This is a genomic window from Agrobacterium sp. T29 (genome assembly GCF_006970545.1).
GTDB lineage: Bacteria > Pseudomonadota > Alphaproteobacteria > Rhizobiales > Rhizobiaceae > Agrobacterium > Agrobacterium leguminum.
The window spans coordinates 236,391-262,864 of sequence record NZ_CP040641.1; the positions used below are offsets into that span (position 1 = coordinate 236,391).

At 59.8% G+C, this 26,474-nt stretch carries 21 protein-coding genes and 1 pseudogene; 10 read left to right on the top strand and 12 right to left on the bottom strand.

Going from position 1 to position 26,474, the window contains the following annotated elements:
- Positions 1-62 precede the first annotated feature (62 nt).
- Both FGF54_RS16100 and uxuA read left to right on the top strand, forming a co-directional pair.
- Positions 63-1,109 carry an L-idonate 5-dehydrogenase gene (locus tag FGF54_RS16100; protein WP_142780398.1) on the top strand — a complete coding sequence of 349 codons (1,047 nt, stop codon included), beginning with the start codon at positions 63-65 and terminating at the stop codon, positions 1,107-1,109.
- A 16-nt stretch (positions 1,110-1,125) separates the two neighbouring features.
- Entirely contained in the window at positions 1,126-2,334 is a 1,209-nt protein-coding gene (uxuA, locus tag FGF54_RS16105; RefSeq protein ID WP_142780399.1) for a mannonate dehydratase, read from the top strand.
- A gap of 162 nt (positions 2,335-2,496) precedes the next feature.
- On the opposite strand, the pseudogene FGF54_RS16110 reads toward uxuA, so the two are convergent.
- A pseudogene (locus FGF54_RS16110) lies at positions 2,497-2,847 on the bottom strand (antibiotic resistance protein VanZ); the annotation flags it as partial.
- Between the two features lie 244 nt (positions 2,848-3,091).
- On the opposite strand from FGF54_RS16110, the gene FGF54_RS16115 reads away from it, so the two are divergent.
- Together FGF54_RS16115 and aztD are read left to right on the top strand one after the other, a co-directional pair.
- Entirely contained in the window at positions 3,092-4,603 is a 1,512-nt protein-coding gene (locus FGF54_RS16115) for an aldehyde dehydrogenase (NADP(+)) (protein ID WP_142780401.1), read from the top strand.
- A gap of 278 nt (positions 4,604-4,881) precedes the next feature.
- Positions 4,882-6,132, top strand: coding sequence for a zinc metallochaperone AztD (aztD, locus tag FGF54_RS16120; RefSeq protein WP_142780402.1), 1,251 nt, complete (start codon positions 4,882-4,884; stop codon positions 6,130-6,132).
- Positions 6,133-6,193: 61 nt separating this feature from the next.
- Here aztD and FGF54_RS16125 read toward each other — a convergent pair whose 3' ends face one another.
- Genes FGF54_RS16125 through FGF54_RS16140 form a run of 4 tightly spaced genes read right to left on the bottom strand, consistent with a single transcriptional unit; the run spans position 6,194 to position 11,051 of the window.
- The gene (locus FGF54_RS16125; protein ID WP_142780403.1) at positions 6,194-7,198 is read right to left on the bottom strand and encodes a TRAP transporter substrate-binding protein; all 1,005 of its coding nucleotides are present in this window, start codon (positions 7,196-7,198) and stop codon (positions 6,194-6,196) included.
- 16 nt (positions 7,199-7,214) lie between these two features.
- Positions 7,215-9,047 carry a TRAP transporter large permease subunit gene (locus FGF54_RS16130; protein WP_142780404.1) on the bottom strand — a complete coding sequence of 611 codons (1,833 nt, stop codon included), beginning with the start codon at positions 9,045-9,047 and terminating at the stop codon, positions 7,215-7,217.
- Between the two features lie 28 nt (positions 9,048-9,075).
- On the bottom strand, positions 9,076-10,203 hold the full coding sequence (locus FGF54_RS16135; RefSeq protein ID WP_142780405.1) for an LLM class flavin-dependent oxidoreductase: 1,128 nt from the start codon (positions 10,201-10,203) through the stop codon (positions 9,076-9,078).
- Positions 10,200-11,051 carry an ABC transporter substrate-binding protein gene (locus tag FGF54_RS16140; protein WP_142780406.1) on the bottom strand — a complete coding sequence of 284 codons (852 nt, stop codon included), beginning with the start codon at positions 11,049-11,051 and terminating at the stop codon, positions 10,200-10,202. The genes FGF54_RS16135 and FGF54_RS16140 overlap by 4 nt, the downstream gene beginning before the upstream one ends.
- Before the next feature lie 211 nt (positions 11,052-11,262).
- Here FGF54_RS16140 and FGF54_RS16145 point away from each other — a divergent pair, with 211 nt between their 5' ends.
- Together FGF54_RS16145 and FGF54_RS16150 are read left to right on the top strand one after the other, a co-directional pair.
- Positions 11,263-11,628, top strand: coding sequence for a helix-turn-helix transcriptional regulator (locus FGF54_RS16145; protein WP_035220809.1), 366 nt, complete (start codon positions 11,263-11,265; stop codon positions 11,626-11,628).
- Between the two features lies 1 nt (position 11,629).
- The gene (locus FGF54_RS16150) at positions 11,630-12,259 is read left to right on the top strand and encodes a glutathione S-transferase family protein (protein WP_142780407.1); all 630 of its coding nucleotides are present in this window, start codon (positions 11,630-11,632) and stop codon (positions 12,257-12,259) included.
- A gap of 6 nt (positions 12,260-12,265) precedes the next feature.
- Here the strand turns inward: FGF54_RS16150 and FGF54_RS16155 are convergent, their stop codons facing one another.
- Together FGF54_RS16155 and FGF54_RS16160 are read right to left on the bottom strand one after the other, a co-directional pair.
- Positions 12,266-14,101, bottom strand: coding sequence for an ABC transporter ATP-binding protein (locus FGF54_RS16155; protein ID WP_142780408.1), 1,836 nt, complete (start codon positions 14,099-14,101; stop codon positions 12,266-12,268).
- 197 nt (positions 14,102-14,298) lie between these two features.
- Entirely contained in the window at positions 14,299-15,495 is a 1,197-nt protein-coding gene (locus FGF54_RS16160) for an aminotransferase class V-fold PLP-dependent enzyme (protein ID WP_142780409.1), read from the bottom strand.
- Positions 15,496-15,583: 88 nt separating this feature from the next.
- On the opposite strand from FGF54_RS16160, the gene FGF54_RS16165 reads away from it, so the two are divergent.
- Positions 15,584-16,420, top strand: coding sequence for an IclR family transcriptional regulator (locus FGF54_RS16165; RefSeq protein WP_142780410.1), 837 nt, complete (start codon positions 15,584-15,586; stop codon positions 16,418-16,420).
- Between the two features lie 6 nt (positions 16,421-16,426).
- On the opposite strand, the gene FGF54_RS16170 is transcribed toward FGF54_RS16165, so the two are convergent.
- The 5 genes from FGF54_RS16170 to FGF54_RS16190 form a co-directional block, all read right to left on the bottom strand.
- On the bottom strand, positions 16,427-16,921 hold the full coding sequence (locus tag FGF54_RS16170; RefSeq protein WP_003519868.1) for a RidA family protein: 495 nt from the start codon (positions 16,919-16,921) through the stop codon (positions 16,427-16,429).
- Positions 16,922-17,009: 88 nt separating this feature from the next.
- A complete protein-coding gene (locus FGF54_RS16175; RefSeq protein ID WP_142780411.1) occupies positions 17,010-18,233 on the bottom strand; it encodes an amidohydrolase/deacetylase family metallohydrolase in 1,224 nt (407 codons plus the stop codon).
- A 1-nt stretch (position 18,234) separates the two neighbouring features.
- The gene (locus FGF54_RS16180) at positions 18,235-19,110 is read right to left on the bottom strand and encodes an ABC transporter permease (protein ID WP_142780412.1); all 876 of its coding nucleotides are present in this window, start codon (positions 19,108-19,110) and stop codon (positions 18,235-18,237) included.
- Positions 19,110-20,051, bottom strand: coding sequence for an ABC transporter permease (locus tag FGF54_RS16185; protein WP_168208155.1), 942 nt, complete (start codon positions 20,049-20,051; stop codon positions 19,110-19,112). Before FGF54_RS16185 ends, FGF54_RS16180 begins: the two co-directional genes overlap by 1 nt.
- Positions 20,052-20,259: 208 nt before the next feature.
- Entirely contained in the window at positions 20,260-21,786 is a 1,527-nt protein-coding gene (locus tag FGF54_RS16190) for an ABC transporter substrate-binding protein (RefSeq protein WP_142780413.1), read from the bottom strand.
- A 503-nt stretch (positions 21,787-22,289) separates the two neighbouring features.
- Here FGF54_RS16190 and FGF54_RS16200 point away from each other — a divergent pair.
- The 3 genes from FGF54_RS16200 to FGF54_RS16210 all read left to right on the top strand — a co-directional run bounded on the left by FGF54_RS16200 (position 22,290) and on the right by FGF54_RS16210 (position 26,196).
- Positions 22,290-23,414, top strand: a complete 1,125-nt coding sequence (locus FGF54_RS16200) for a glycosyltransferase family 4 protein (protein ID WP_080854588.1) — start codon at positions 22,290-22,292, stop codon at positions 23,412-23,414.
- Positions 23,415-23,469: 55 nt separating this feature from the next.
- A complete protein-coding gene (locus FGF54_RS16205) occupies positions 23,470-24,477 on the top strand; it encodes an acyltransferase family protein (protein WP_142780414.1) in 1,008 nt (335 codons plus the stop codon).
- Positions 24,478-24,999: 522 nt separating this feature from the next.
- On the top strand, positions 25,000-26,196 hold the full coding sequence (locus FGF54_RS16210) for a polysaccharide biosynthesis/export family protein (RefSeq protein ID WP_003519875.1): 1,197 nt from the start codon (positions 25,000-25,002) through the stop codon (positions 26,194-26,196).
- Positions 26,197-26,474 lie beyond the last annotated feature (278 nt).

The window sequence follows — 26,474 nt, forward strand, 5'->3', positions numbered from 1 at the left end:
TCATCGCCCGCGCGGTTTCCCGCGCGGGCTTCTTCATCCCATACACATATGAGGGCATCGTCATGCAGACACGCGTGGCACGTCTATACGGCCAGAAGGACATTCGCGTCGAAACGCAGGACCTTCCCGCACCGGGACCCGGCGAAGTGCTGCTTGCCATGGCGGCGGGCGGCATCTGCGGCTCCGATCTGCATTATTATCAGGATGGCGGCTTCGGCCCGGTCCGTGTGCGTGAGCCGATCATCTGCGGTCACGAGGCATCCGGCCATATCGCGGCTTTGGGCGCTGGTGTCAGCGGGCTTGCCATCGGCCAGCTTGTCGCCGTCAATCCCTCCCAGCCCTGCGGCCATTGCCATTTCTGCCTGAAGGGCCAGCCGATCCATTGCCTTGAAATGCGCTTCATGGGCAGCGCCATGCGCCTGCCACATGAACAGGGGATGTTCCGAGACCGGCTGGTGGTTCCCGCCAAACAATGCGCGACATTTTCAGAGGATACCTCACCCGCCGAAGCCGCCTGTACCGAGCCGCTTGCGGTCTGCCTGCATGCGGTGGCCCAGGCCGGCGACCTGAAAGGGGCAAACGTACTCGTGACGGGCGCCGGCCCCATCGGTCTGTTGACCATCGCCGCCGCTCGCCATGCCGGTGCGGCCACCATTGTCGCCACCGACCTCACCGATGCGGCGCTGGAACGCGCTCCCGCCATGGGTGCCAACCGCACGATCAATGTCGCGAAAGACGCCGAGGCGCTTTTGCCCTATCAGGACAATAAGGGTTATTTCGACGTCATTTTCGATTGCTCCGCAGCCGGTCCAGCACTTCGCACCGCCTTTACCTGCGTGCGCCCGCGCGGCACCATCGTGCAGGTCGGTGTCACCGGCGACATCACCATTCCGCTCAACGCGCTGGTCGGCAAGGAAATTCTCTGGCGCGGCTCACAGCGTTTCCACGACGAATTCGCCATTGCCGCCGGGCTGATCTCCACCCGCAGGATCGATGTGCGACCGATCATTTCCCACAGCTTCCCGCTTGGCGAGGCGGAAGCGGCATTCGAACAGGCCGGAGACCGCTCCGCCGCCTGCAAGGTGCAACTGACATTTTCCGCAGACTGATATTTGAGGATTAAAGATGAGACATACATGGCGCTGGTTCGGCCCGGTCGACAAGGTCACAGTTCAGGATGCGGCTCAGGCGGGTGCGGAAGGCATCGTCAGCGCGCTGCATCACATCGCCACCGGCGATGTCTGGCCGGTGGATGAAATCGCCAAACGGCATGAGGCGATCAGGGCCGGTGGTCTATACTGGGACGTGGTGGAAAGCGTGCCGGTCTCCGAGGATATCAAGACCCAGACCGGTGACTGGAAAACCCATATAACCAACTGGCAGGAAACGCTGCGCCGCCTCTCCGCCTCCGGCATCCGCACCGTCTGTTACAATTTCATGCCCGTGCTGGACTGGACCCGCACCGACCTGCGCTGGGAAACGAGGCACGGCGCAAAGGCGATGCGTTTCGACCTCACCGATTTCGCCGCCTTCGACATCCACATCCTGAAACGCCCCGGAGCAAAGGCCGATTATCCGGACTGGCTTGCGGAGGAAGCGGCAAAACGTTTCGCCGACATGTCGGACACGAAAATCGCCGCCCTCGGGCGCAATATCGGCGCGGGTCTGCCCGGCTCGGCGGATGGTTACACGCTTGCCCAGCTTCTGGAAAAGCTGCGGTCCTATCACGGCATCGACCGCGAAAGGCTGCAACAGAACCTCATCGACTTTCTCTCGGAAGTGACGCCGGTTGCCGAGGAAGTGGGCATCAACATCTGCGCCCATGGCGACGATCCGCCATGGCCGCTGCTCGGCCTGCCGCGTATTCTCTCCACCGAAGCCGACTACGCCCATATGCTCTCAAAGGTCGACAGCCGCGCCAATGGCGTGACGCTCTGCACCGGTTCGCTGGGCGCACGGGCGGATAACGATCTGCCCTTCATCGCCAGCCGTTTTGCAGATCGCATCCATTTCGTACATCTGCGCAACGTGACGCGCGACACAGACACCGTGCCCTGCTCCTTCTTCGAGGATGAACATCTGGAAGGCGGAACCGACATGGTCGCCGTCATCGCAGCACTCCTCACCGAAGAGGCGCGCCGCCGGGCGGAGGGCCGCGAAGACCACACCATTCCGATGCGGCCCGATCACGGTCAGGAAATCCTCGACGACCTGACGCGCGGCGCACAGCCCGGTTATCCCGCCATTGGCCGGCTGAAGGGATTGGCTGAGCTGCGCGGCATCGAACGCACGTTATCGCACAACCGTTTCGGGCTGGCGAAGGGTGATCGCTGAGCAAAAGCGAAAGCACGGCGCGTTTGATCGGCTTCCTATCCGTCATTCCGGCCTCGAGCCGGAATCCAGCCGACGCGCGTCTGCGCGGCGAAAAGACTCCTTTCAGCCCAAGGACTTGGGCTGGCTGGATTCCGGCTCAAGGCCGGAATGACGGATAAGAGAACCTGCGGTCAATCGCGCCTTGAACTGAAGCCAGGAAAAAGCCCCTAGCCCGCCGGCAATGACGCCGGCGGCTTTCACGGCGGCGTCCATCAGATGCGGATGGCGGGTGGGCGACAGGAATTGCAGCGCCTCGATGCCGAAAGCCGCCGCAATGCCTGCCACGATGATCGCCAGCCAGTAACGCGGATAGGCGAGCACGAAGGCGGCCGAGCAGAAGGCGAAGGCCGCGGCGCGGTCCATGCCCACCGTCGTCAGCGTGTGCGGACGAAAGCCGATAGGGCAAACTGTAACGATCACGATCAGCAGAAAAACCGACCAGGCGACATATTTCGGAAGTCTATTTGTCATCATGGCGTCACAATAGAGCGCCGTACGCGTAAACGGAAGCGGGTCTTTTTCACGCCTCGCCCAATTAATCACACTTTTCGGTCAGATAGTTGAAAAACCGGCTTTCGCTCAGGCCCCACACGGGCTAAGGCAGAAGGCAACCGGGCGAGGATCGCGGCTGATGGCGTTTGCGCTGTCGCCCTTCGGTGCAACGTCACGGTGTCGGGTGGATTTTCCACACAGGATCAGATTTTCAGGGAAGAGCAAAATGAGTTTCAAGCCGCATGGCAAACATCTGGTTGCAGGAGAATGGGTCGCAACGGAAGCTAAATTCCGCAGCGAGCCTGCACATGGCGAAGCTTTCGATTTTTCGGTCGGCACCGTCGATCTGGTGAATGCGGCCTGTGAAGCAGCCGAAGACGCCTTCTGGAGCTATGGTTATACCACCCGCGAAGAGCGCGCCGCATTCCTCGACACCATTGCCGATGAGATCGAAGCCCGCGCCGACGCCATCACCGAAATCGGCTCCTCCGAGACCGGCCTGCCCGCAGGACGCCTGCAGGGCGAACGCGGCCGCACCGTTGGCCAGCTGCGCCTTTTCGCCTCGCATATCCGCAAGGGTGATTATCTCGACCGCCGTCACGACGAGGCGTTGCCGGACCGCCAGCCGCTGCCGCGCCCGGATATCCGCCTGATGCAGCGTCCGATCGGCCCCGTTGCGGTCTTCGGTGCCTCCAACTTCCCGCTCGCCTTCTCGACAGCCGGTGGCGACACCGCCGCCGCTCTGGCAGCCGGCTGCCCGGTCGTCGTCAAGGGCCATTCCGCCCATCCCGGCACCGGCGAAATCGTTGCCGAAGCCGTTCTCGCCGCCGTCAAGAAGCACAATCTGCATCCCGGCGTCTTCTCGCTGATCCAGGGCGGCCGCCGCGATGTCGGCTCCGCGCTCGTGCAGCATCCGCGCATCAAGGCGGTCGGTTTCACCGGCTCGCTCGCCGGCGGCCGCGCGCTGTTCGATCTCTGCGCCCAGCGCCCCGAGCCGATCCCCTTCTTCGGCGAACTCGGTTCCGTCAACCCGATGTTCCTGCTGCCGGAAGCCGTTGCCGCCCGCGGCGAAGCCATCGCCAAGGGTTGGGCGGGTTCGCTCACCATGGGCGCGGGCCAGTTCTGCACCAATCCCGGCATTGCCGTCATTCTCGCCTCGCAGGCGGATGCCGTTGCTGAAACCGCCCGTGCAGCCCTGTCGGAAGTCGGCCCGCAGGTCATGCTGACCGACGGCATCGCTGCCGCCTATCGCGACGGCCGCGACCGCATCGCCGCCGGCAATGGCGTACGTAACGTGCTGACCACCACCTGCAACCTGCGCAACGCCACGCCTTATCTCTACCGCGTGTCCGGCAAGGACTGGATTGCAAACCACGCGCTTGCCGAAGAGGTCTTCGGACCGCTCGGCCTGATCGTGACGGTCGAGAGCCCGGAAGAGATGATCGCGGTTGCGAAAAGCTTCGAAGGCCAGCTGACCGCCACCCTGCATCTCGATGCTGGCGACGCCGAACTCGGCCGCAAGCTGCTGCCGATCCTTGAGCGCAAGGCCGGCCGCGTTCTCGCCAACGGTTTCCCGACCGGCGTTGAAGTCTGCGACGCCATGGTTCACGGCGGCCCCTACCCGGCCTCTACGAACTTCGGCGCAACTTCGGTCGGCACCATGTCCATCCGCCGCTTCACGCGCCCGGTTTCCTACCAAAACATCCCTTCGGACGTTCTGCCGGAAGACATTCGCTAAATTGAACGACGGCAGGCGCGGCAACGCGCCTGCCATTCTTTCAGCCGGCCTTTAAAGAGGGCTATCGGCCTTTCGAGAGATGCGGCCCAACGCCGGCGCGTCATCTACTTCTTCCAGCCTCTTCCAGATTTTCCACATTGCGACGTTCTGCTCGGTTGACACTGGCCCTGCACGTAATGCTAATACGTAACTCGTAACGTAATAACATTACAATCATCCTCAAAAGACCGCTATCGGTTCAACTCCGCAAGAGGATGACAACGTCTGGAAGGAACACCATGAGATTTTCCCTTCATCACCATCTCGGCATGAGCACGCTTGCAACATGCCTTGCCCTCGCCATGCCCCTTGCCCCAGGCATGGCGCTGGCCGAAGAAAGCAGCGACAGCGTCAAGGAATGGCGGCTGTTCGTCGCCGATCACAGCCAGCCGGTGGTGCGCGCAATTGATTTCGAAACCGGCAAGGAACTCGGACGCTACGATCTCAAGGGCTATGCGGCGCTGACCGCCAGCGCCTCCGGCAAGACGGTCTTCGCGACGCAATCGGATGCCGACATGGTGCATGTGATCAAGACCGGCATCGTTTTTTCCGATCACGGCGAGCATCGCGATCTGGATGTGGAAGATGCAGCGCTTTTGCCCGTCACCTTCGAAGGCAAGCGCCCTTTCCACGTCGTGCCGCATGACGATCATGCAATCCTTTTCTATGACCGTGGCGGCAAGGCGGAGATCATCGACGAGGCGGCCCTGCTGGACGGCAAGGCCAAGGTCCGCACCGTCGATACGACCGCCCCGCATCACGGCGTGGCGGTGACCATGGGCCGTTACGTTCTGGTATCCGTACCCAACACGCAGATCGAAACCAAACCCGACACGCTGCCGCCACGCATCGGGCTACGTGTTCTCGACAGGGAGGGCAAGCAGGTCGGCGAACAGGCGGCATGCACCGATCTGCATGGCGAGGCAACATCCGCGCGGCTTGTCGCTTTTGGCTGCAAGGAAGGCATTCTCGTTGCCCGCCCCGGCGGCACCGATGGTCCCAAGCTTGAAATGCTGCCCTATCCGGAAGATTTCCCGAAAGCCTATACCGGCACGCTGCTGGGCGGCAAATCCATGCAGTTCTTCCTCGGCAATTACGGTGAGGACAAGGTTGTCCTGATCGATCCGGATAGCAAGGACGCCTTCCGTCTGGTGGAACTGCCGACCCGGCGCGTCGATTTCATTCTCGATCCCGCCAATCCGCGCAACGCCTATATTCTGACGGAAGACGGCGACCTGCATGTGCTTGACGTGCTGGAAGGCGCCATCACCCGCAAGGCGAAGGTGACCGAGCCCTACAGCAAGGACGGCCACTGGCGCGATCCGCGTCCGCGCCTCGCCGTTGCCGACGGGCAGGTCGCAATTTCCGATCCGCGCCATTCGCTGGTGCGCGTGGTGGATGCGGAAAGCCTGAAGGAAAACCGCACGGTTGCGGTGGAAGGCCAGCCCTTCTCCATCGTCGCCGTCGGCGGTTCCGGCGCTTCGCACTGATCCTGAACAAAGAAAACCCCGTGCGCCGACTGGTGCCCGGGGTTCTTCAATTTCAAAGACCCTATCCTCTGGCGGACTGGATCGCCTCGATCTTGTCGATGCCGCCGACGATGCCGGCAAAATCCTGCCAGACGCCCTGAGCACCCCTGCGCCATTCATCCAGCGCTTCCGGCTGCAGCACCTTGCCGCCCTTGGAGAGCGCAAGCTCAACGGACTTCGTTTCGTCTTCGACGATCAGCTGGTTGAAATATTGTGCGCCCTCGCTGGAGGCTTCCGAAAGAACCTTCTTTTCTTCGTCGTCCAGCTGGTTCCAGAAGGTCGCGCCGTAATAGACGACGCCCGAGGCCCAGATATGGCCGGTCTCGGTCATATAGGGCACGACCTCGTAAAGCTTGAAGCCGGCATAGGCGGACTTGGTAAGGTCCATGGCATCGGCCACCCCGGTCGCCAGCGCATTATAGGTCTCTGTGATCGGAATACCGACCGGCGTGGTGCCGAAGGCGCTCCAGAGCTTGGTGTGCAGCGGGCTCTGGATGACGCGGATCTTCTTGCCCTCCAACTGCTCCGGTCGGGTAACAGGCTCCTTGGTCAGAAGATGGCGAGCGCCGTAATTGATGAAATCCGCGGCGACGAATTGCTGCGCACCGAGTTTCGTCTTCAGCTCGTTGCCGGTCTCACCCGTCACCACCTTGCGCACATGCTCGGCATCGCGGAACAGGAAGGGCAGATCGAGAATCTGCAATTCCGGCACCCAGCCGGAAAGCGAGGAGACGGTGGAAAGGCTCGCCTGAACCGATCCGAGCCGGATATTTTCCGCCACTTCCTTTTCACCACCAAGCGCACCGCTCTTGACGATGTTGAAACGGAAACGGCCGGGCAGCTTCGCCTCCACCAGCTCGCTGATCTTTACCCAGATTTTCGTTTCCGGCTTGTCGTCGGCGAAAAGCGACGCCACGGTGAGGCTGCGCGTTCTGGCATTGGCGGTGCGAATGAAGGCGGGTGCAGCAAGTGCGGCAGCGCCCGCGGCAGACAGTTTCAGGAGATTACGGCGATCGATAATAGTCATGAATAAAACCCCGGATTTAGAAGAAAATGGCCCAGGCGCACAGAATGGCGAGGGAAACGAGAAGGGAGACGAGATAGGGAGTGACGGCCCGGAACAGCGCCGTCGCCGGAATGCGGGTGACGCCGCTGACCACGAAGATCAGCATGCCAAGCGGCGGTGTCAGGCCATGGATCATCAGATTGACCACGAGGATGACGCCGAAATGGATCGGATCGATGCCGGCGGCCACGGCCGCAGGCAGCAGGATCGGCCCGAACAGCAGAATGGCCGCGCCGATATCCAGCACCAGTCCCACCACGAGCAGGATGAGGTTCGAGAGCAGCAGTACCGCGATCTTGCTGCCGCCGAGCAAAGTCACGAAGTCGGTGACGAGGCCGGAGACATTGTCCACCGCCAGCAGGAAGGCGAAAGGCCCCGCCGTGCCAATCAGAAGACCGATGGCCGCCGCCTCACCCGCCGACTGGCGGAAGGTCGCGAAAATGCGGCCCGCGCCCAGCCGGTAACCGAAACCGAGAAACAGCGTGTAGAGGGCGGCAAGAGCCGCAGCCTCCGTGGTGGTGACAACACCGATGCGGATGCCGACCACCACGATGACGCCAAGCCCGAAGGCGGGTATCGCGGCCACGGCCGAACGCCAGCGTTCGCTGCCTGTCGCGCGCGGCAGGGTATCGACGCTGCGCACGCTGAGATGGATCGCCACCGCAAGGCAGATTGCCATCAGCCCGCCGGCAAAGAAACCGCCGACCAGCAGCGAGCCGACCGACAGGTTGGTGGCCGTTGCGAGGATGAGAAAGGCGATGGAAGGTGGAATGACATTGTCCAGCACGGAGGTGGCGGCAATGATCGCGCCCGCCTGCGCCGGGGGATAGCCATGTTTCACCAGTTCCGGCTGGAAGGTGGAGGCCCCGAAGGCGGCATTGGCGACCGATGAGCCGGACGCGCCGGAAAACAGCACGCTGGTCAAAAGCGTCGTCTGCGCCAGCCCTGCCCGCCGGTGCCCGACCATGGAGGTGGCGAAACGGACGAGCTGGTTGGCGACGCCCGATTCCGTCAGCAGGCTGCCGGCCAGCAGGAAGAAGGGAATGGCGAGCAGCAGGAATTTCGACATGCCGGTCACGGTTGACGAAACGATGGCCGGTTCCGGCAAAGTGCTGCCGAAGGCGATCGCCACATAAGCGGCGGCAAGGAAGGCATGGGCAAGCGGTGCGGCGAGCACCAGCCCCACCGCCGCCGTCAGCGCCAGAAACAGGCTCGGGGGCAGGCTCGTATCGACGAAAACTTCCGGCAGGCCGACGTAAGCCACAATAGCGATGGCAAGAGATGCGAGAACGGCAAACAGCTTGCCTTCACTGACACGCTGAAGTGCCAGATAAAGAAGGATAAGCGCACCGCCTGCACCCAGAAAGCCGAAACGCACCCATTCCGGCAGGCCAAGCGTTGGAGACGTGCCGCCGAGCATCGCCGCGATCTCCACCCCGCCGAAGGCGAGGATGAGTGCTGCGACGAAGGAGAAGGCATCGGCCAGAATTTCGGTCGCCGCGTGAAATCGTTGCGGAAGGAACCGCACAAAGACATCGAGTCGCATGGCGAGCGCGCTTTTGAGACTGAGCGGCGCACCGACCGCGATCATGGCCACATGCAGCCAGATGCCGAGGTCTTCCGCGCCGATAAAGCCGGTATGGAACAGGTAACGCAGGGTGACGTTGACCAGCACCACCACGAGAAGCGTTGCAAGGATCGCGGCGGCGACTGCGCCGAGCGCCTTGTCGAGAATGGCAAGCGCCCGCTCCGCTGCGAGCTGCGGGCCGATGCGCCGTTGCGCGATTGTTGTTGCCGGACTTGCCGTCATGTCTTGTCTCTCCACTCCCGCACCATGCTCAGGAGGCCTTGGCCGAGAGGTCGCGATCGAACAGGGTCGACCAGGTGAATTGTTTTGCCGTCGAGACCTCACGCGATACGTCAAGACGCGGCAGAACCTTTTCGCCGAAGCGGAAAGCCTCTTCCAGCAATGGCATGCCGGAAAGGATGAAGGTATTCACGCCCGCCTTCTTATAGGCCTCCAGCGTGCGGATGATAGTATCCGGCGAACCGACAATCGCGGTTCCCGGCCCCGGCCGCACGAGGCCGATGCCCGCCCAGAGGTTGGGCGCGATTTCAAGATCGCGCAGGTTCTCCGGTTTCTGCCCGCCATGCATCGCCGTCATGCGCTGCTGGCCGACGGAATCTGTCTTGCCGACGAAACGCTGGTTGGCGGCAATGGCACGCTCATCCATGCGCCCGTAAAGATCGGCGGCGGCGGCCCATGCCTCTTCATCCGTATCACGCACAATAACGTAAAGGCGAATGCCGTATTCCAGCTCACGACCGAGCTTTTCCGCCCGCGCCTTGACGAGATCGACCTTCGCGCCGATCTGGTCCGGTGTTTCCCCCCAGGAAAGATAGGTCTCGACATGTTTGGCCGCGACGTCGATGGCCTTGTCCGAGGAGCCGCCGAACCACAAAGGCGGCGGCTCTATGCCCTGCCCAACCGGCAGCGCCAGCTTTGCGCCCTCCGTCTGGAAATGCCGGCCCTTGAAATCGACCGTTTCGCCGGCAAAAAGACGGTGCCAGATCTGCAGATACTCATCCGCCATATCGTAGCGCTCATCATGCGGCATGGTCATGCCGTATGCGCCGAGCATCTTGGCATCGCCCGAGACGACATTGATCAGCAGGCGCCCGCGCGAAAACTCCTGAAGCGTTGCCGCCATCTTGGCGAGCAGCGTCGGCGCGACAAGGCCCGGATGAATGGCGACCAGAAACTTCAGCCGCTCGGTATAGGAAAGCAGCGCGCCCGCCAGAACCCAGACGTCATGCGCGCCTGTGGCAAACAGCGCACCGGTGTAACCCAGCTGGTCGTAAGCGAGCGCCAGCTGTTTGTAATAACCGAGATCGACCTTGCGGGACCCTTCCGGCTGCCAGGGATAGGCGCCATCGGGCGCGCACATGTACCAGAAAACATTCATCTGCCGCCTCCCACGCTGGCTGATTGCCCGGTCAGAACCGGTAAAGAGAAATGACCGTGCCTGTAAAGCGTATCGGCCTCCTCCTGCTGTTCGGCAAGGATATTTTCGGCAGCGGCCACGACCGAAAGGTCACGCGACCTCAGCACCTTGGCCCAGGACTGTGCATCACCTTCGCTGCCCGGTTCCGCGGCGAGAAGGGCGGCGGCTTTGTCGATATCCGCCATCACGGCCCGGCCGACGCGATCCAGTTCGGTTGCAATTGCCTGCCCTGTCTCGCCCCCTATGTTGTGGCGCGAAAGCGTCCAGAATAGCGAACGGTTGGGAATGGTGGAGCCACAGCGAACCAGAAGGCTGATCTCCTCATGGGTCAGGGCCTTTTCCAGCCGCGGCGACATCGTCACCCAGGCATCGACACGGCCTTCCACGAGATCGCGCAGGCTATCGCTGTCGCCGCTTTCGATACGGGTCACATCCGCAAGACCAAGCCCCGCCCCTTCCAGGCTGCGCGCCAGAAGATAGGTATGAAACGATCCGTCAATCAGCGATATGCGCTTTGCCGCAAGATCGGCGGCGGAGCAGATCGAGCTATCGCGCCGCACGAGGATCGCGCCATTGGCGGGCCGTGGTGCGGAAGCAGCGATATAGACCGCTGAAAGTCCGCGCGCATCCGCCTCGATGGGCGGCGTCGAACCCGTACCGCCGAAATGGATTTCGCCCTTTTCCAGAAGCGCCGCCGTATCTCGGCCTTCACGATAGGCCACGAATTCCGGATCGAATTCTTCAAAGGCGCCGGGCCAGAGCCGGGCGAGACGTAAATGCAGATTGTTGGGATGGACCCCGATTTTCATGTCGACACCTCATTTCGCAATCAATCTACTTTTTTATAGAATGTTTTCGAGGAACGTTTTGGCGATCCTCGGCCGGAAAGCGAAAGAGAAGTCTACCAATCCTGTAGATTTTGAAAAATGCTTGATCGAGTCGAACTAGCTTTCATCAAGCCATTGAAATTTATCGTCATACATTCTACTTTTTTGTAGTTTGAAAAATGGGCCTGTAGTCGTGACGAAACCGGTTTCCAATCTCATCTGCCGCAGCGTGGTGGAAGCGAGCGAGCTTTTGAAGCTTGTCGCCAACGCCAATCGTCTGGCCATCGTCTGTTATCTCATGGAAACGGAGGCTTCCGTTTCCGCGCTGGAATATGAACTCGGCATCCAGCAGCCAACGCTTTCGCAGCAACTTGCCGAATTGCGCGACGCTGGTGTGATCGAAGGCTCGCGGGAAGGCAAAGCAGTGATCTATCGTGTCACCGATCCGCGAATTATTGAGCTCGTTCTGACATTGCGCGGTCTTTACACGGACCTTTCCGATGTGACCGGCAAGAAAGGCAGACGGGCACTGCCGCTTGATGAGGCGATGTTCGACTAGCATGATCGACCTTTATACCTGGATCACGCCCAACGGCCTTAAAATCTCGATTGCACTGGAAGAACTTGGCTTGCCCTATCAAAGCCATGCCATCGACATCGAAAAAGGCGAGCAATTTGCCGCCGATTACGTCCGCATCAATCCCGGCTCGAAAATCCCTGCGATTGTCGATGATGAAAACGGCACCGTCCTGACGGAATCGAACGCGATCCTGATCTATCTTGCCGAAAAGGCAGGCCGGCTTCTGCCCGCCGCCGCGACCGAGCGACTGGTCGTCACCGAATGGCTGATGTGGCAGGCCGCCAATTTCGGCCCGACACTCGGTTATGCCCATTATTTCCTGACCTACCATGCCGGAAAGGCCCCCTTTGCCGAGACGCGTTTCGCGACGGATGTGGCGCGGCTTTACCGGACATTGAACGACCGCTTGAACGAGCGGGAGTTCGTGGCCGGCGATTTTTCAATAGCCGATATTGCCATCTGGCCATGGGTCTCGCGTTTCGCGCGCCACAGGATCAACCTCGACGACTTTCCAGCCGTGCAGACATGGTATCGCCATCTCGGACAGCGGGAAAGTTTTCAGCGCGGTTACCGTATACCTTTCGCGACATCGGACGTGCCCGGCCTGTAACCAGCTTCAGCAGGCAACGAGGTGGCCGGGCGAAACCTCACGATATTCACGCGGCTTGACGACATAATCGACGGCGCGGATCGGGCTTTTCAGCTCGTCATTCGCAGCACCCCGACGCGTGTTGCGGCGATCCGGGTCCGGCACCGGAACGGCGGCCATCAGCTTGCGGGTATAGTCATGCTGCGGATTGTCGAAGACAGCCGCGCGCGGCCCGATTTCCACGATCTCGCCGAGATACATCACCGCCACCCGGTGGCTGACGCGTTCCACCACCGCCATGTCATGGCTGATGAACAGGAAGGCAAGGTCGAGGCTCTGTTGCAGGTCCAGCATCAGGTTGATGACCTGCGCCTTGATGGAAACATCCAGCGCCGAAACGCTCTCATCAGCGACGATCACCTTGGGCTGGAGGGCGAGCGCGCGGGCAATGCAGATGCGCTGGCGCTGGCCGCCGGAAAATTCATGCGGGTAACGCGAAGCCATGTCCGGTGAGAGACCAACCTTTTTGAGCATGTCGGCCACCACATCCTTCGCCTCGCGGGCGCTTCCCATGCGGTGCTCCAGAAAAGGTTCGGCAATCGCCGCACCCACCGTCATACGCGGATTGAGCGAGGCGAAGGGGTCCTGAAAGATCATCTGAACCGTCTTGCGCATGTCCCGCATGCCCGTCTTGTCGAGCGCGAGAATGTTTTCGCCATTGACCATGACCGAACCGGCATTCGGCTCTATCAGCCGCATGATGGCGCGTCCGGTGGTGGATTTGCCGCAGCCGCTTTCGCCCACCAGCGACAATGTTTCACCGGCCCTGAGATCGAAGGACACGTTTTCCACCGCATGCACGCGGCCACTTAGACGCCCCAGAAGACCGGAGTGAATATCGAAGCGCTTGGTCAGCCCCTCCACCTTGAGCACGGGCTGTGCAGCGGCGTCGACGGTATCGGCCGGACGCGCCGGCTCCTGCGTTTCTCCCGTGGTGGTGTTGACGATGGGAAAACGGAGCGGTCTTTCCTCACCTTTCATCGACCCCAGAACCGGAACGGCGGACAAAAGTGCGCGCGTATAGGGATGTTTGCCGCGATGGAAAATATCGGCCGTCGCACCGACCTCCACCTGCTCGCCGCGATACATGACGACCGTACGGTCGGCGATTTCGGCCACCACACCCATGTCATGGGTAATGAAGAGGACCGACGTGCCCTCCTCTTCCTGCAGCGTCTTGATGAGGTCGAGAATCTGGCCCTGAATCGTCACATCGAGCGCCGTCGTCGGCTCGTCGGCGATCAAGAGTTTTGGTCGCGAGGCAAGCGCCATGGCGATCATCACGCGCTGGCGCATGCCGCCGGAAAAGCGATGCGGATATTCATCGAAGCGCGAGGCGGCAGACGGGATACGGACCTTTTCGAGAAGGCGGATCGTCTCGGCCCGCGCTTCAGCTTTCGACATCGGCTGATGGCACAGCAGGGCCTCGGAAATCTGGTCGCCGATGGTGAAGAGCGGGTTGAGGCTGGTCATCGGCTCCTGAAAGATCATGGCGACCTCATTGCCCCGCACCCGCCGCATGGCGTCTTCGGAAAGGGACAGCAGATTGCGCCCGCCCAGCAGGATTTCACCCTGAACCCTGCTGCTCTCCCGATCCAGCAGCCGCATGATGGAGAGCGATGTTACGCTCTTGCCGGAGCCGCTTTCGCCGACGATCGCGACCGTCTCTCCCGGTCCGACATCGAAGGAAATATCACGCACCACCGGCTTCCAGCCGCCATCCACGTGAAAGGACGTGGTGAGATTGCGGACGGAAAGCACGGCATCTTCGGCACCAAGCGGTGCTGCCTGCGGCATGGTCATGATCGTTCCCTTCTTTTTATGTTTCAACTCAAGCACGGCGTTGCGGCAAATTTCTTCTCCCCGCCGGGGAGAAGGTGGCCCGAAGGGTCGGATGAGGGGGCAACGCCGGAGATAGACCGCACCCGTGCCCCCTCATCCCGTTGCCGCGACCTTCTCCCCCTCGGGGAGAAGAAATACGCGGCACCCGCTCGCTTCGCTTAATCCGGCCAGCGCAGCATGCCGTCGAAACGGTGACGGCTGCGGTCCTCGAACGGCGTCGCAATCACCTCGTTGGAGGCGCGCGCCTTGTCCAGTTCCTCGGCCAGCCGGGAAGCCACGATGGTTTCCTGGCCGGGATGCAGGTTGCAGGGATCGAGATAGAAATAACGGTGTTCCACCTCGTGATCGCGGGCAATGATCGGCGGGCTGCCTTTGGCGAGCGCCGTCGTCAGGTCCCAGGCGGTGATATGGGCTTCTTCGGCATCGATGATGACGCGCAGCCGGTCGAGCGGGTTATTGGTCGGGTCGGGCTCGATTAGCGCCGTCACGCCGGGGCGCCCGTCCAGCGTCTTTTTCCAGAGGTTGAGATAGCCGGTTTCACGCTCGCGAATACCGGCATGATCGCGCTTTTCCCAGGCTTCCAGCGCCGCCATGACGCCATAGATGCTTTCCTTGCCGACCTTCATGCCGCGGCCGATACCCATATTCTGCAGGAAGGCGTTGCGCACCAGCTCCTTTTTGCCGGCGACGATGCCGGAAGTCGGGCCGCCGAGGAACTTGTGGCCGGAATAAAGCACCACATCCGCGCCCGTTGCCAGAAACAGCTTCAGATCATATTCGGAAGCCGCATCCACGATGACAGGCACGCCCTTGGCATGGGCGATCTCGACGAATTCGGAAAGATGCAGCAGGCCGTAATCCACCACATGGTGCGAGACGACATAGACCGCCGCCGCCGTCTTTTCGGTGATGGCGTTTTCCATATGGAAACGGTGGGTCGATGTTGCCTGCCCGATCAGCACCACCTTGCCGCCGCCGAGCCGGATTGCCTGATCCACCGGCGCGCCATAGCTCACCACATGGCCCATCTGGACCAGAACCTCATTCTTTTCCGGGGTCACATCGGGCAGTTTTTCGATGGCCAGCAGATTGTTGCCGGTAATCGCACCCGCAACCGCAAGGCTGATGCCCGAGGAGCAGGAGGCCGTGACGAAACCGGCCTCGCCGCCCGTCAACCTTGCAATGATCGCGCTTGCCTTGCGTTGCAGATCGTTGATCTCGACGAATTGCGGCAGGATCGCCGCCATGGCCTCGACCGCTTCGGGAACGACGATAGAAGCGCCGAGCGAGGTCATGGTGCCCGAGACGTTGATGACCGGGCGAAGGCCGATCCTGCTTCTGATATCCTCGGTCATGTCTTTCTCCTGTCTTTGCGATGCGATGGGCATCGACATATATGCCATAATAATGTAATAGCTTCTCAAAATTCATGAGGAGCCAAAATTGGACGCCCATAAACTGGACGAAACGCCTTCAACCGCCCTGTCCGACGCCGACGAAAACGCGGACGCGAAGGCGGCCAAGCGCTCGCGCGTCAGCGGCATCGACCGCGCCCTTCAGGTTATTGATTACCTTTATGAAACCGGATCGCCGGCCGGCGCTTACGCCATCGCCAAGGCGATCAAGGCGCCGCTTTCCACCGTTTATGTGATCGTCGACGATCTCGTCGAAAAGAACATGCTGGCGCGTAATGCCGACGGCAACATCTGGCTCGGCGCGCGGCTTTATCATTATGGCCTCGCCTATGCCCGCTCGCTGGACTTCATGGGTGTCGCCACCCACGAAATGCACGATCTGTGCCGCCATGCGGGCGAAACCGTGCAGCTTTGCGGCCGCGATGGCGACCATATGCTGGTGTTGGCCATGGCCGATGGTCCGAGCCATTTTCAGGTCGCCTCGCGCGTCGGTACCCGTGTTCCCCTGAACTGGACGGCCTCCGGCCGCCTGCTCGTCGGGCATCTGCCGGAGGCAGAACGCGTCGAGCTTTTCCGCCGTTGCGCCCGCACCTCGCCCACGGGCCGTGCGGAAATCAACCCGGAGACCCTGTCGCAATCGGCAGGCGCCGCCTTCCATGACCGGCTGTCGATACAGGTCGCCGAATCCGATTACGCCGTCGCCTGCATCGCCTCGCCGATCTGCGACAACAGGGGCGAATGCGTGGCGACGATTTCCATCGTGCTGCCGGAACAAAAGGTGCTGGCGGACGAAAACCATTATACCGAACAGGTCAGGGTTTCGGCGGAACGGATCGAAAAGCTGATGGGCTGGCGCAACCATTGAACGGCCTCAATCCTTGAGCGCGACGATGGCTTCTATCTCAACGGTGATGTTACCCGGCAGCGAGCCGAAACCAACGGCGGAGCGGGCGTGCTGTCCCGCATCGCCGAACACATCGATGAAGAGATCGGAGCAACCATTGATGACGCTCGGGTGATCGCGGAAATCGCTGACGGCGTTCACCATGCCGAGCAGCTTGACCACCTTTTTCACCCGCGACAGATCACCCAGCGCCTCATGCATGACGGCAAGCAGGTTGATGCCGGTGAGCCGCGCGTGGTTATAGGCCTCTTCCAGCCCGATTTCCGCGCCCACCTTGCCGGCGTAAAGATGGCCGTTTTCCTCCCGCGGTCCCTGGCCCGAAAGATAAAGCATGTTGCCTTCCACCACATGCGTGACGAAATTGGCAATCGGCGGCGGCGGCGGCGGCAGGGAGATGCCGAGCGCGGCGAGCCGGTCATAGGGCGAATGGCGTCCCTCTGCCTCAAGCGAAGACTGTTTCACGCGAATTCCTCATAATACAGGGACGGGTATCCCTTAATCTCTGCGGAAGACGGAGGGGATTGCCCTCCTCCGCCTTGTCCATTTGGGTTCAGCGCCAGGAATAACCATGGCTGTGGCGCACCAGCTTGCGCGCTCTTGGAATATAACGGCTGGCAGCAATCGCTTCCGCGCCGATGACCGCGTAACGCGGCTCGAACAGACGCGTCAGGCGCGCCACATCGCCGTTGGAATCGGTCGCTTCCAGATCGGAATCCACTAGATCGAAAATGGTGAAATCGGCGCGTTGGCCAACATCGAGACGGTTTTCCATATCGAGGCGGATGACGGAGGCAGGATTGCGGGTAACGGCCTCGACGACATTTTCGAAGGGCATATCAACCGACAGCAGCTTCGACATGGTCGTCGCCAGATCCCAGACCGGGAAATTCATCGAGTGCCCATGCAAATCCGTCGAGATCGAGAACGGCAGCAGCCCGCGTGCAATCGCCGCTTCCGCCACCTTGAAGGAGAAGGATGCGCCACCATGGCCGATATCCAGCCGGATGCCTTCGCCCGCGCAGCGTTCGGCAAGGTTGAACAGGTCCTCGTCTTCCATGATGCTGGAACCCGACTTACCGTTGAAGCAATGGGTCACGACATCGCCTGGGCCGAGAATTTCCAGCACCTCATCGTAAAGTGCCGGCGGTTCGCCCACATGCACCATCATCGGGACTTTCAGGATCTTGGCGATCTTCTTGCCGAGCTTGACCGGTGTGACACCCCAGGAGCCGGTGATGACGTGGCTCGCCCGCACCTTGAGGCCGACAATATGTTCGCTGTTTTCGGCGTAACATTCGATGATACGATCGAGATCGATATCCTTGATGTCGCGCAGTTCAGGCACGCGGTTACAGGCGACGAGCCCGATGGAGCCGAGATTGAGGAAGGCCTTGATGCGTTCCCTCGAGGGCTCGATGATATATTCCCGGAAACCGTGGAAATTCGCCTCGCCCGCCGAACCGGCATCCACCAGCGTCGTGACGCCGCGTCCCGCCCCGCACTCGGAGGGGCGGATGGAAATATCGGTGCCGCCGTGCCAGATATGCACGTGCAGATCCACCCAGCCGGGCGAAATGAAGGCGCCTTTGGCATCAATGCGCTGCGCATCAGCAGGCGCCTGAATGGCAGGCCCAACCGCAGCGATCTTGCCATCGCCGCCGATCAGAATATCGGTCGAGGCTTGGGATGCCCCCTTTCCAAAACCGACGGGTTTGACATTGGTGAGAAGAATGGGAGCTTGAAGAGGCGTTTTCGCCTGTTCACCGGACGTCATATTACAAATCCCTTCGCAGTCTTGGGTCGAGCATGTCCCGCAGCCCGTCACCCACCATTTGCAGCGACAGCACGGAAAGAATGATGGCAAGGCCGGGGAAATAGGTCATCCAGTCGGCCTGGCCGATATATTGGCGGCCGGCGGAGATCATGGTTCCCCAGGTCGGAATTTCCGGGCTGACACCGAGCCCCAGAAACGACAGGCCGGCCTCGGCCAGCATGGCGCTGGCGAAAAGGAAGGTGCATTGCACGAGGATCGGCGAGACCAGATTACGCAGCACATGCCGCGTCATGATATGGAAGGTGGAAATGCCGAGCGCCTTCGCCGCCTCCACATAGGGCAATTCACGGATCACCAGCGTCGAGGCGCGCACGATGCGGGCAAGGCGCGGCGAATAAACGACGGCAAGCGCGATGATCACCGTCGTCAGCGACGGACCGAGCGCGGCCACCAAAGCGATGGCGAGCAGAATATCCGGAAAGGCCATCATTGCGTCGATCAACCGGGCAATCGGTGTATCAAGTTTCTGGAAGAAACCGGCGAGCAAACCGAGCGTGATGCCGATCAGCGCCGAAAGCGCCACCACGGCTGCACCCACCAACAGCGACAGTCTTCCGGCATAGATGGTGCGCGAGAAGACGTCGCGACCAAACTCGTCGGTGCCGAACCAGTAAAGCTCGCTTGGCGGCTTCAGGCGGTTCACAATCGACAGTTTCGATGGCAAATACGGCGCAATCATCGGCGCGAAAACCGCGAGAAGCACGAAGACGAGCAGCACGATGAGACCGGCAGCGACCGTCTTGCGCTTCAGGAGACGCCGAATGAACAGGACGGTCGGGTTGCGTGCCGGCGGGGCGGTGGAAACAATATCGGCCATCAGTAACGAACCCTCGGATCGACCAGCAAATAGAGCATGTCGATTGCAAAATTGATGAGGACGTAAAGCCCGGCGATGACGAGAAGCGCGCCCTGAATGACCGGATAATCCCGCCGGAGAACGGCCGAGACGACGAGATTGCCGACGCCCGGCAGGCCGAAAACGGTTTCCGTCACCACTGCGCCGGAAATCAGCACGGCGGCGGTGAGCCCGAGCACGGTGAGGATGGGGATAAGCGCGTTCTTCAGCGCATGTTTCATCACCACGCGGCGCTCCTTGACGCCCTTAGCACGGGCGGTCCGGACATAGTCGTCGCCTAAAACATCCAGCATCGAGGCGCGGGTGAAGCGCAAAATAAGGGCGGAGGAAACGAGGCCGAGCGCGATTGCCGGTAGGGTCAGGTGATACATGCGCTCAAGGAAGCTCGCGCCCGGACCGCCATAACCCGACACCGGGAACATATCGAGCCGCACGGCGAAGACCTGCATGAGGATAAGGCCAAGCCAGAAGCTCGGAATGCTCGCCGCCAGCATCGCCACCGTGGTCGCTGCCTGATCGACAAAAGAGCCACGACGGTGAGCGGCATAAATACCGATGGGAAGCGCGATGACGCTGGCGATCAGCAGCGAAAAGATCGTCAGGAAGAAGGTCGGCTCGGCCCGGTCCAGCAGCGCTGAGCCGACCGGCATGTTGAGAAAGATCGACTGACCGAGATCGCCCTTCAGCAATTGCCCGATATAATAGACATATTGCACGCCGAGCGACTGATCGAGGCCAAGCCGGCTGCGCAACTCGGCAATGTCCTGCGCCGAGGCATCCGGCCCCAGCATCACGGCCGCCGGGTCTCCGGGTGTTACGCGCAGGATGACGAAGACGATGGTGACGACAAGGAACATCACCACAATCATTCCCGCAAGTCTCTGGAAAATATACCGTATCACGTATAATAGCTCCGAAGCGCGTGATTGCCGCTATCAGGCGACGGTTGAACCGGGTTGCTTAAAGATCGACTGCTCACTTCCGTCATGCCGGACTTGATCCGGCATCCAGCCACCACGCGTCCGCGTGGTGAAAAGGTCTCTTGCGATCAAGGACTTGATCGCGCTGGACCCCGGCTCAAGGCCGGGGTGACGGCGTGCGGTGCCGGCCTTATTTCGTAACCGAAGCGTTCCAGAAGTAAGGCCATGGAGCCGGATCGACGCCTTCCAGCTTGTTGGACTTGGCCGCCACGGCATTGAAGTCGCCGATCTTGATGAGCGGCAGCTCGGCATAGATCGTTTTCTGCACATTGGCCCAAAGCGCGATACGCTTGTCCGGATCGGCTTCGGAGGTGAAGGCATCAACCGCCGCCTTGCGCGCCGGCGTATCCCACCAGCCCGGCGAGCCGGTGGAGAGCGCGCCGATCAGCGCCGGCTCCGGCAGGAAGGGGCTGTGGGTGATGTAGATATCCCAGAGCTTCGGGTCGGCGCGGCGCTGCGTCAGTGTCGCCCAGTCCACCACCTGCATATCCACCTTGAAACCGGCAAGCTTCAGATATTCCGCCGCGACCTGCGCCATCTTGTAATGGAACTCATACTGGCGGCTGGTGAGGATGCGCAGCGGCTCGCCGTTGTAGCCGGCCGCCTTCAGCTTTTCGGCGGCGGCTTCCGGGTTGCCGAGATTGTAATTGCCCTCGACGCCCTCTTCCGAATGCCAGGAGAAATTATCGGGATAATAGGCGCCATCGAGCGCATAGAAATCCGTGCTGCCGAATGCAGCCGCCAGCATATCCTCCGTGTTCAGCGCTTCGGTCACCGCCTTGCGGACCTCCAGCTTGGAAGAAAGCCCCTCCTTCGTGTTGAACACGAAGACCGGATAACCGAAAGGCTTCAGCATCAGCGGCTGCGAGGCCGAGGAAGACTTCACCTTGTCGAAGGATTCGACCGGAATGGAATCGACGTAATCATACTGGCCGGAAACGGCGGCTTCGACGCGGGTATTCGGATCGGGCACCGGAACGAAGCGGATTTCATCGAGATACTGATGGCGTGCGCCGCCATAACCGTCGCTTTCGCCATCGCGGGACTTGTAGCCATCGAAACGGACGAGCTGGATATACTGGTCTGCCTTGCGCTCCTTCAGCATATAGGGGCCGGTGCCGATGAATTCGGCCATCGGCTCCGCCTGCTTTTCGGCCGGCAGAATGATGGCTGCGGAATTGTTGAAGGCGAGCAGCGAGGCGAGCGGCGCATAGGGCTGCTTGAGGGCGATCGTCACCGTTCCGGCATCCGGCGCGGAGATATTCTCGATAAAGCCGGCTGCCTGCTTGCCGCGCGAAGCGATCTTCATCCAGCGGCCGAGCGAGGCGACGACATCTTCGGACGTCATGTCGCTGCCGTCATGGAACTTGATGCCCTGCCTGAGCTTGATCGTGTAGGTTTTGCCGTCCGCACTGATCTCGGGCAGGCTTTCCGCCAGAAGCGGTGTCACCTTCCAGCCCTTGTCGAAGGTATAGAGCGTTTCGAAAATATGCTGCGTGACGATGCCGACGAGATCGGCAGTAGACGCCATGGGATCGAGGGTCGGCGGCTCGCCGATGGTGGCGACATTGATGACGCCACCCTTCTCCGCAGCCATCATTACACCCGGCGCAAGCAGCAAAGCGGCGGTGGCGAGAAATGCAAGTTTACGTCTCATGGTCAAGCTCCCAGCTCTTATGTGTTCCATTATTATGTTATATGCATCTTTATAACAGAATATCTCGATAAGACGCCTTGTCAATGACAATGCGGCACGATGATGGGTTTCCATGATCGGCGAAACGCAAGACAGGTCTTTGCGAAAGAAAGCGGCACCGTTTAAGGCGATGAAAAAATGGGAGTTTCGCCAAAAATGCGGCGTGCTGTGATAACCATCTCTTCCGGCTGGGAGAGAGGGAATGACGACCGGCGCTTGACTGCAAAGGAAGAAAGGGAATTAAGAAGGTTGGATATTTCGCATTTGCGAACAAAGTGCTATTAAAGAGCGGACTAACGCTAGGCCACCACAGACATACCCGCATATTTTTATTAATCGTTACGCTATTTGACGCCGCCAGCCGTATTTTCAAGGGCTGCAGACAGACCTGATATTCTACACCGCCAAACTTTATTCCATGGCGGAACATTAATTTTTATTACGTTGAAATTATTGAGGAAATTATGAAGACGGCAATCGTGCATGACTGGCTCACCGACAGAGGCGGGGCCGAAAAAGTGCTTCACAACCTTCTTGAAATTTATCCTCACGCGGATCTGTACTGCCTTGTCGATTTCATGAGCGAGCGCGACCGGGGGTTTCTCGGCGGCCGCCCCGTCAACACATCCTTCATCCAGAAGCTGCCTTTCGCCCGGAAAAAATACCGCTCCTATCTGCCGCTCATGCCGCTCGCCATCGAGCAGTTCGATCTGAGCGGCTACGATCTGGTGATTTCCTCGAGCTATGCGGTCGCCAAGGGCGTCATCACCGGCCCGGGCCAGTTTCACGTCTCCTATATCCATAGCCCCATCCGCTACGCCTGGGACCTCCAGCACCAGTATCTCAAGGAAACCAGACTGACGCGCGGCTTCACCTCATGGATCGCGCGCGCCATTCTTCACTATATCCGCATGTGGGACATCCGCACCGCCAACGGCGTCGACCTGATGACGGTCAACTCCAAATTCATCCGTAACCGGGTGCGCAAGTGTTATGGCCGCGATTCCACCGTGATCTATCCGCCGGTGGACACGTCCCATCTTTCCCCGTCCGAGCTTAAGGGTGACTATTTCGTCACGGCATCGCGGCTCGTGCCCTACAAGAAGGTGCACCTGATCGTTGAAGCCTTTGCAAAGATGCCCGACAAACGGCTGGTCGTCATCGGCGACGGACCGGACATGAAACGCATCCGCGAAATCGCCACGCCGAATGTCGAAATCCTCGGTTTCGTCGGCAATGAGGAACTTCACAAATACATGGCCGAGGCCAGGGCCTTTGTTTTTGCAGCAGAAGACGATTTCGGCATCGTGCCCGTCGAATCCCAGGCGCTCGGCACACCGGTCATCGCCTATGGCAAGGGCGGCGTGCTGGAAACCGTCGTTCCGCTCGGCGCCTCCAACCATCCGACCGGCCTTTATTTCGGTGAGCAGACACCGGAGGCGATCTGTGCCGCCGTACAGGAGTTCGTCGACAATTCCGACCGCTTCGACAAGAACGCCTGCATCAACAATGCCGCCCGCTTCTCACGCGAGCGCTTCCTGCGGGAATTCGCGGATACGGTGAATTTCGCACTGGCTGAGCGGGCGTAATAAAGAAATGCCTTCGGCCAACATCTACACATGAAAACTTCCATTGAGTGCTTGGATGAAACCTAATATTCCGCGTGACTATAGTTATGATGTCGCCAAAGGTCTGTGTATATTCCTTGTTGTTTTCGGCCATGCGGAAAGAGGCCTAAATGGTTCCGTTGCGCCGCCGCACTTCAGCCTTATGGGCTTCGCCGACTATGCAATTTACACCTTCCATATGCCGTTTTTTTTCTTCGTATCGGGACTGTTCTTCTCTGGACAAGATACCGCACCTAGGGATTTTTTCGCCAAGCTCGTAAGAAATATCGTTTATCCCTATCTATTCTGGTCAGTCCTGCATGGCAGCCTGATGGTGGTGATGGGGCGTTTGGGTCTTACAAACACGACCATCGATTTTACCAGAGTCCTGGAAATCCTATGGAGCCCAATCAGCCCCTTCTGGTTTCTTTACTCACTATTTTTCTGCCAACTTGCCTCTCATGTATTCCTTCGGGTGCCTGCCCTCGTCCGAGCGGCGTTCGCGCTTATTCTGTTCATTTTCTTTTATCTGCAGGGCCAACAGGTCCCATGGGACATTGCGTATGGCTTGATCTATTTCACACTCGGCATTGTCGCAAAACAATACGGCTTTCAGCAGAAGCGATACACGACGCCCTCATTTCTCGCGCTTTTGGCAGCCTTTGCGATTTCCGCCTATGTCTCGTGGCAAATTGAAATCCCCGAACGGTTTCCTTTCTTATCGGCGGGTCTCGGCATAGTCTTGATGATCGCAATTTCGCAGGCACTAGTTATTCGCGAAAGCCCTATTTCATTGATGTTCAAGACACTCGGCCAGTTGTCCGTCGGAATTTATGTGATGCATATCATCGCCATCGGTTTTGGCCGGGCTGTCGCGGTCAAGTTGCTTCATGTAACGGACATAGCGAGCCTGTTGGCAATCACGACAATCATTGGCGTTGCCCTGCCTGCCATTGTTCAGATGGCCGCAATACGTTTCGGGATACATGAATGGGTGGCTCTGCCCGCTTCGGCATATCGCCGACATAATGCCAGTGCTGCATAGCAGTCCAAGGGTCTGACGATTAGCGTGGACGCGAACCTCGCAATTCCGGGAGTTAAAGAACGACTTGAAGTCGCGGGCAGGCTCTTTATTTCAGAAGCATTTATACTGAAATAGGAAAAATTATTTTATAAAACAATTGATTAGTCTTCACGTCAGTCAACAGCAAAAGAAACCGCGCAAGCGTGACAAAACTGCACTAGCGCAATGCAGCAATCAAAGAGATTATGGCATCCAACTGAATATTGAAGCGCAACAATACTGACACCATCAGAAGGTTCGAACACCGTGCCCCGCCCGGAATTTTTCGGCGCAGTTGAGCGATGATGAACTTGAAGCATCGTCTGAAATTGGGCATATGCCTGATAGGGGAGGTAAACATCCAGGGATGCGATTCCGCTGAACGGATGTAATGCCGGTTTGGATTTCCTTTACCGGTGTCATTTATGAAGTGCTTATTTTTAAAAACTTATACGATGTCCGGATTATTTCTGCTTTTCGGACGGCATTCATTTCGAGGACCAAATGCGTTTATTGAATGTTTCGATTCTGCTTGCCTCTGCAGCACTGGCGGGTTGCACGGTGACCGCGGCCTCCGGCCCCGATGCAGCCTCGATCGAATCTAACGCTTCGGTGAAATTCGCCTCCAAGGATAAGCAGAAAACCGCCGGTGTCGACTACGCACTGCTCGACATCAACAGTTCCGTCCTCAATTACGTCGGCGACACCACAACCACCACCCTGCTCGGCAGTTTCGGCGGCGGCAAGGGCGGCGTTCCGGCGCTGCCGATGGGCGTCGGCGACGTGGTGCAGGTTGCAATCTTTGAAAGCCAGGCCGGCGGCCTGTTCATTCCGAACGACGCGGGCAGCCGTCCCGGCAACTTCATCAGCCTGCCGAACCAGACCGTGGACCGGGAAGGCAATATCAGCGTCCCCTATGCGGGCAAGATTCGCGCCACCGGCCGCAATGTCGAGGATGTGCAGAGCGAAATCGAGGAACGGCTCGCCAACCGCGCCATCGAGCCGCAGGTTCTCATCACCAAGATTTCCAGCCGCTCCGCACAGGCCTCCGTGCTGGGCGACGTCAAGGAGCCAACAAAGGTTCAGCTTTCGGAAGCGGGCGATCGGGTTCTCGACGTCATCTCCTATGCAAAGGGCCTCAGCGCCCCGAATATCGAGTCCTATGTCACGCTGATCCGCCGCGGCAAGACCGCCCGCGTCAACTACAACCACCTCGTCAGCACGCCGTCCGAAAACATCTATGTGGTTCCGGGCGACACGATCATGGTGGAACGTGAGCGCCGCACCTACCTTGCCTTCGGCGCTTCGGGCCTCAACGGACGTTTCGAGTTCGAGGATGCCGATCTCAAGCTTTCGGATGCACTCGGCAAAGCGGGTGGACTGCTCGATTCCCGTGCCGACCCGGCTCAGGTCTATGTTTATCGTATCGTCAAGCGCGATCTTCTCGTGAAGCTCGGCATCAATACGTCGAAGTTCCCCGGACAGGACGTTCCGGTCATCTTCCGCGCCAATCTGCGCGATCCGTCGACCTTCTTCGCCGCCACGAAGTTCCCGATGCAGGATCGCGACATCATCTATGTCACCAACTCGCAGGCCACCGAACTTTACAAGTTCCTGGATCTCGTCGGCTCCGTACCGGCAACGACGGGCAATGTCGCCGAGGACGTGCTTGCGACCCGCAACGCCATCCGGGCCTTCTAATCGGAGGCTTTTCACCATCCATGCCAGAGCCGCCCCGGAAACGAGGCGGCTTTTTCTTTGGCCGGAACCAGTGGCGAAAGGGAACATGGTCAAGCATTGCATGGGGCAGGAACCGAAAACGTCAGTTCCCCAAAAGACAGGGCATATAGCGACGGTCATTGTCGCCGCCATTACAAAAGTTTAAGGTGATTTCGCAGCGCATTGGGTGTCTTGTGGGGGAAAGCTGCTCCCAAGGCTTACCGCACATGTTCGGGAAACATGTATCGCTCTCATTACGC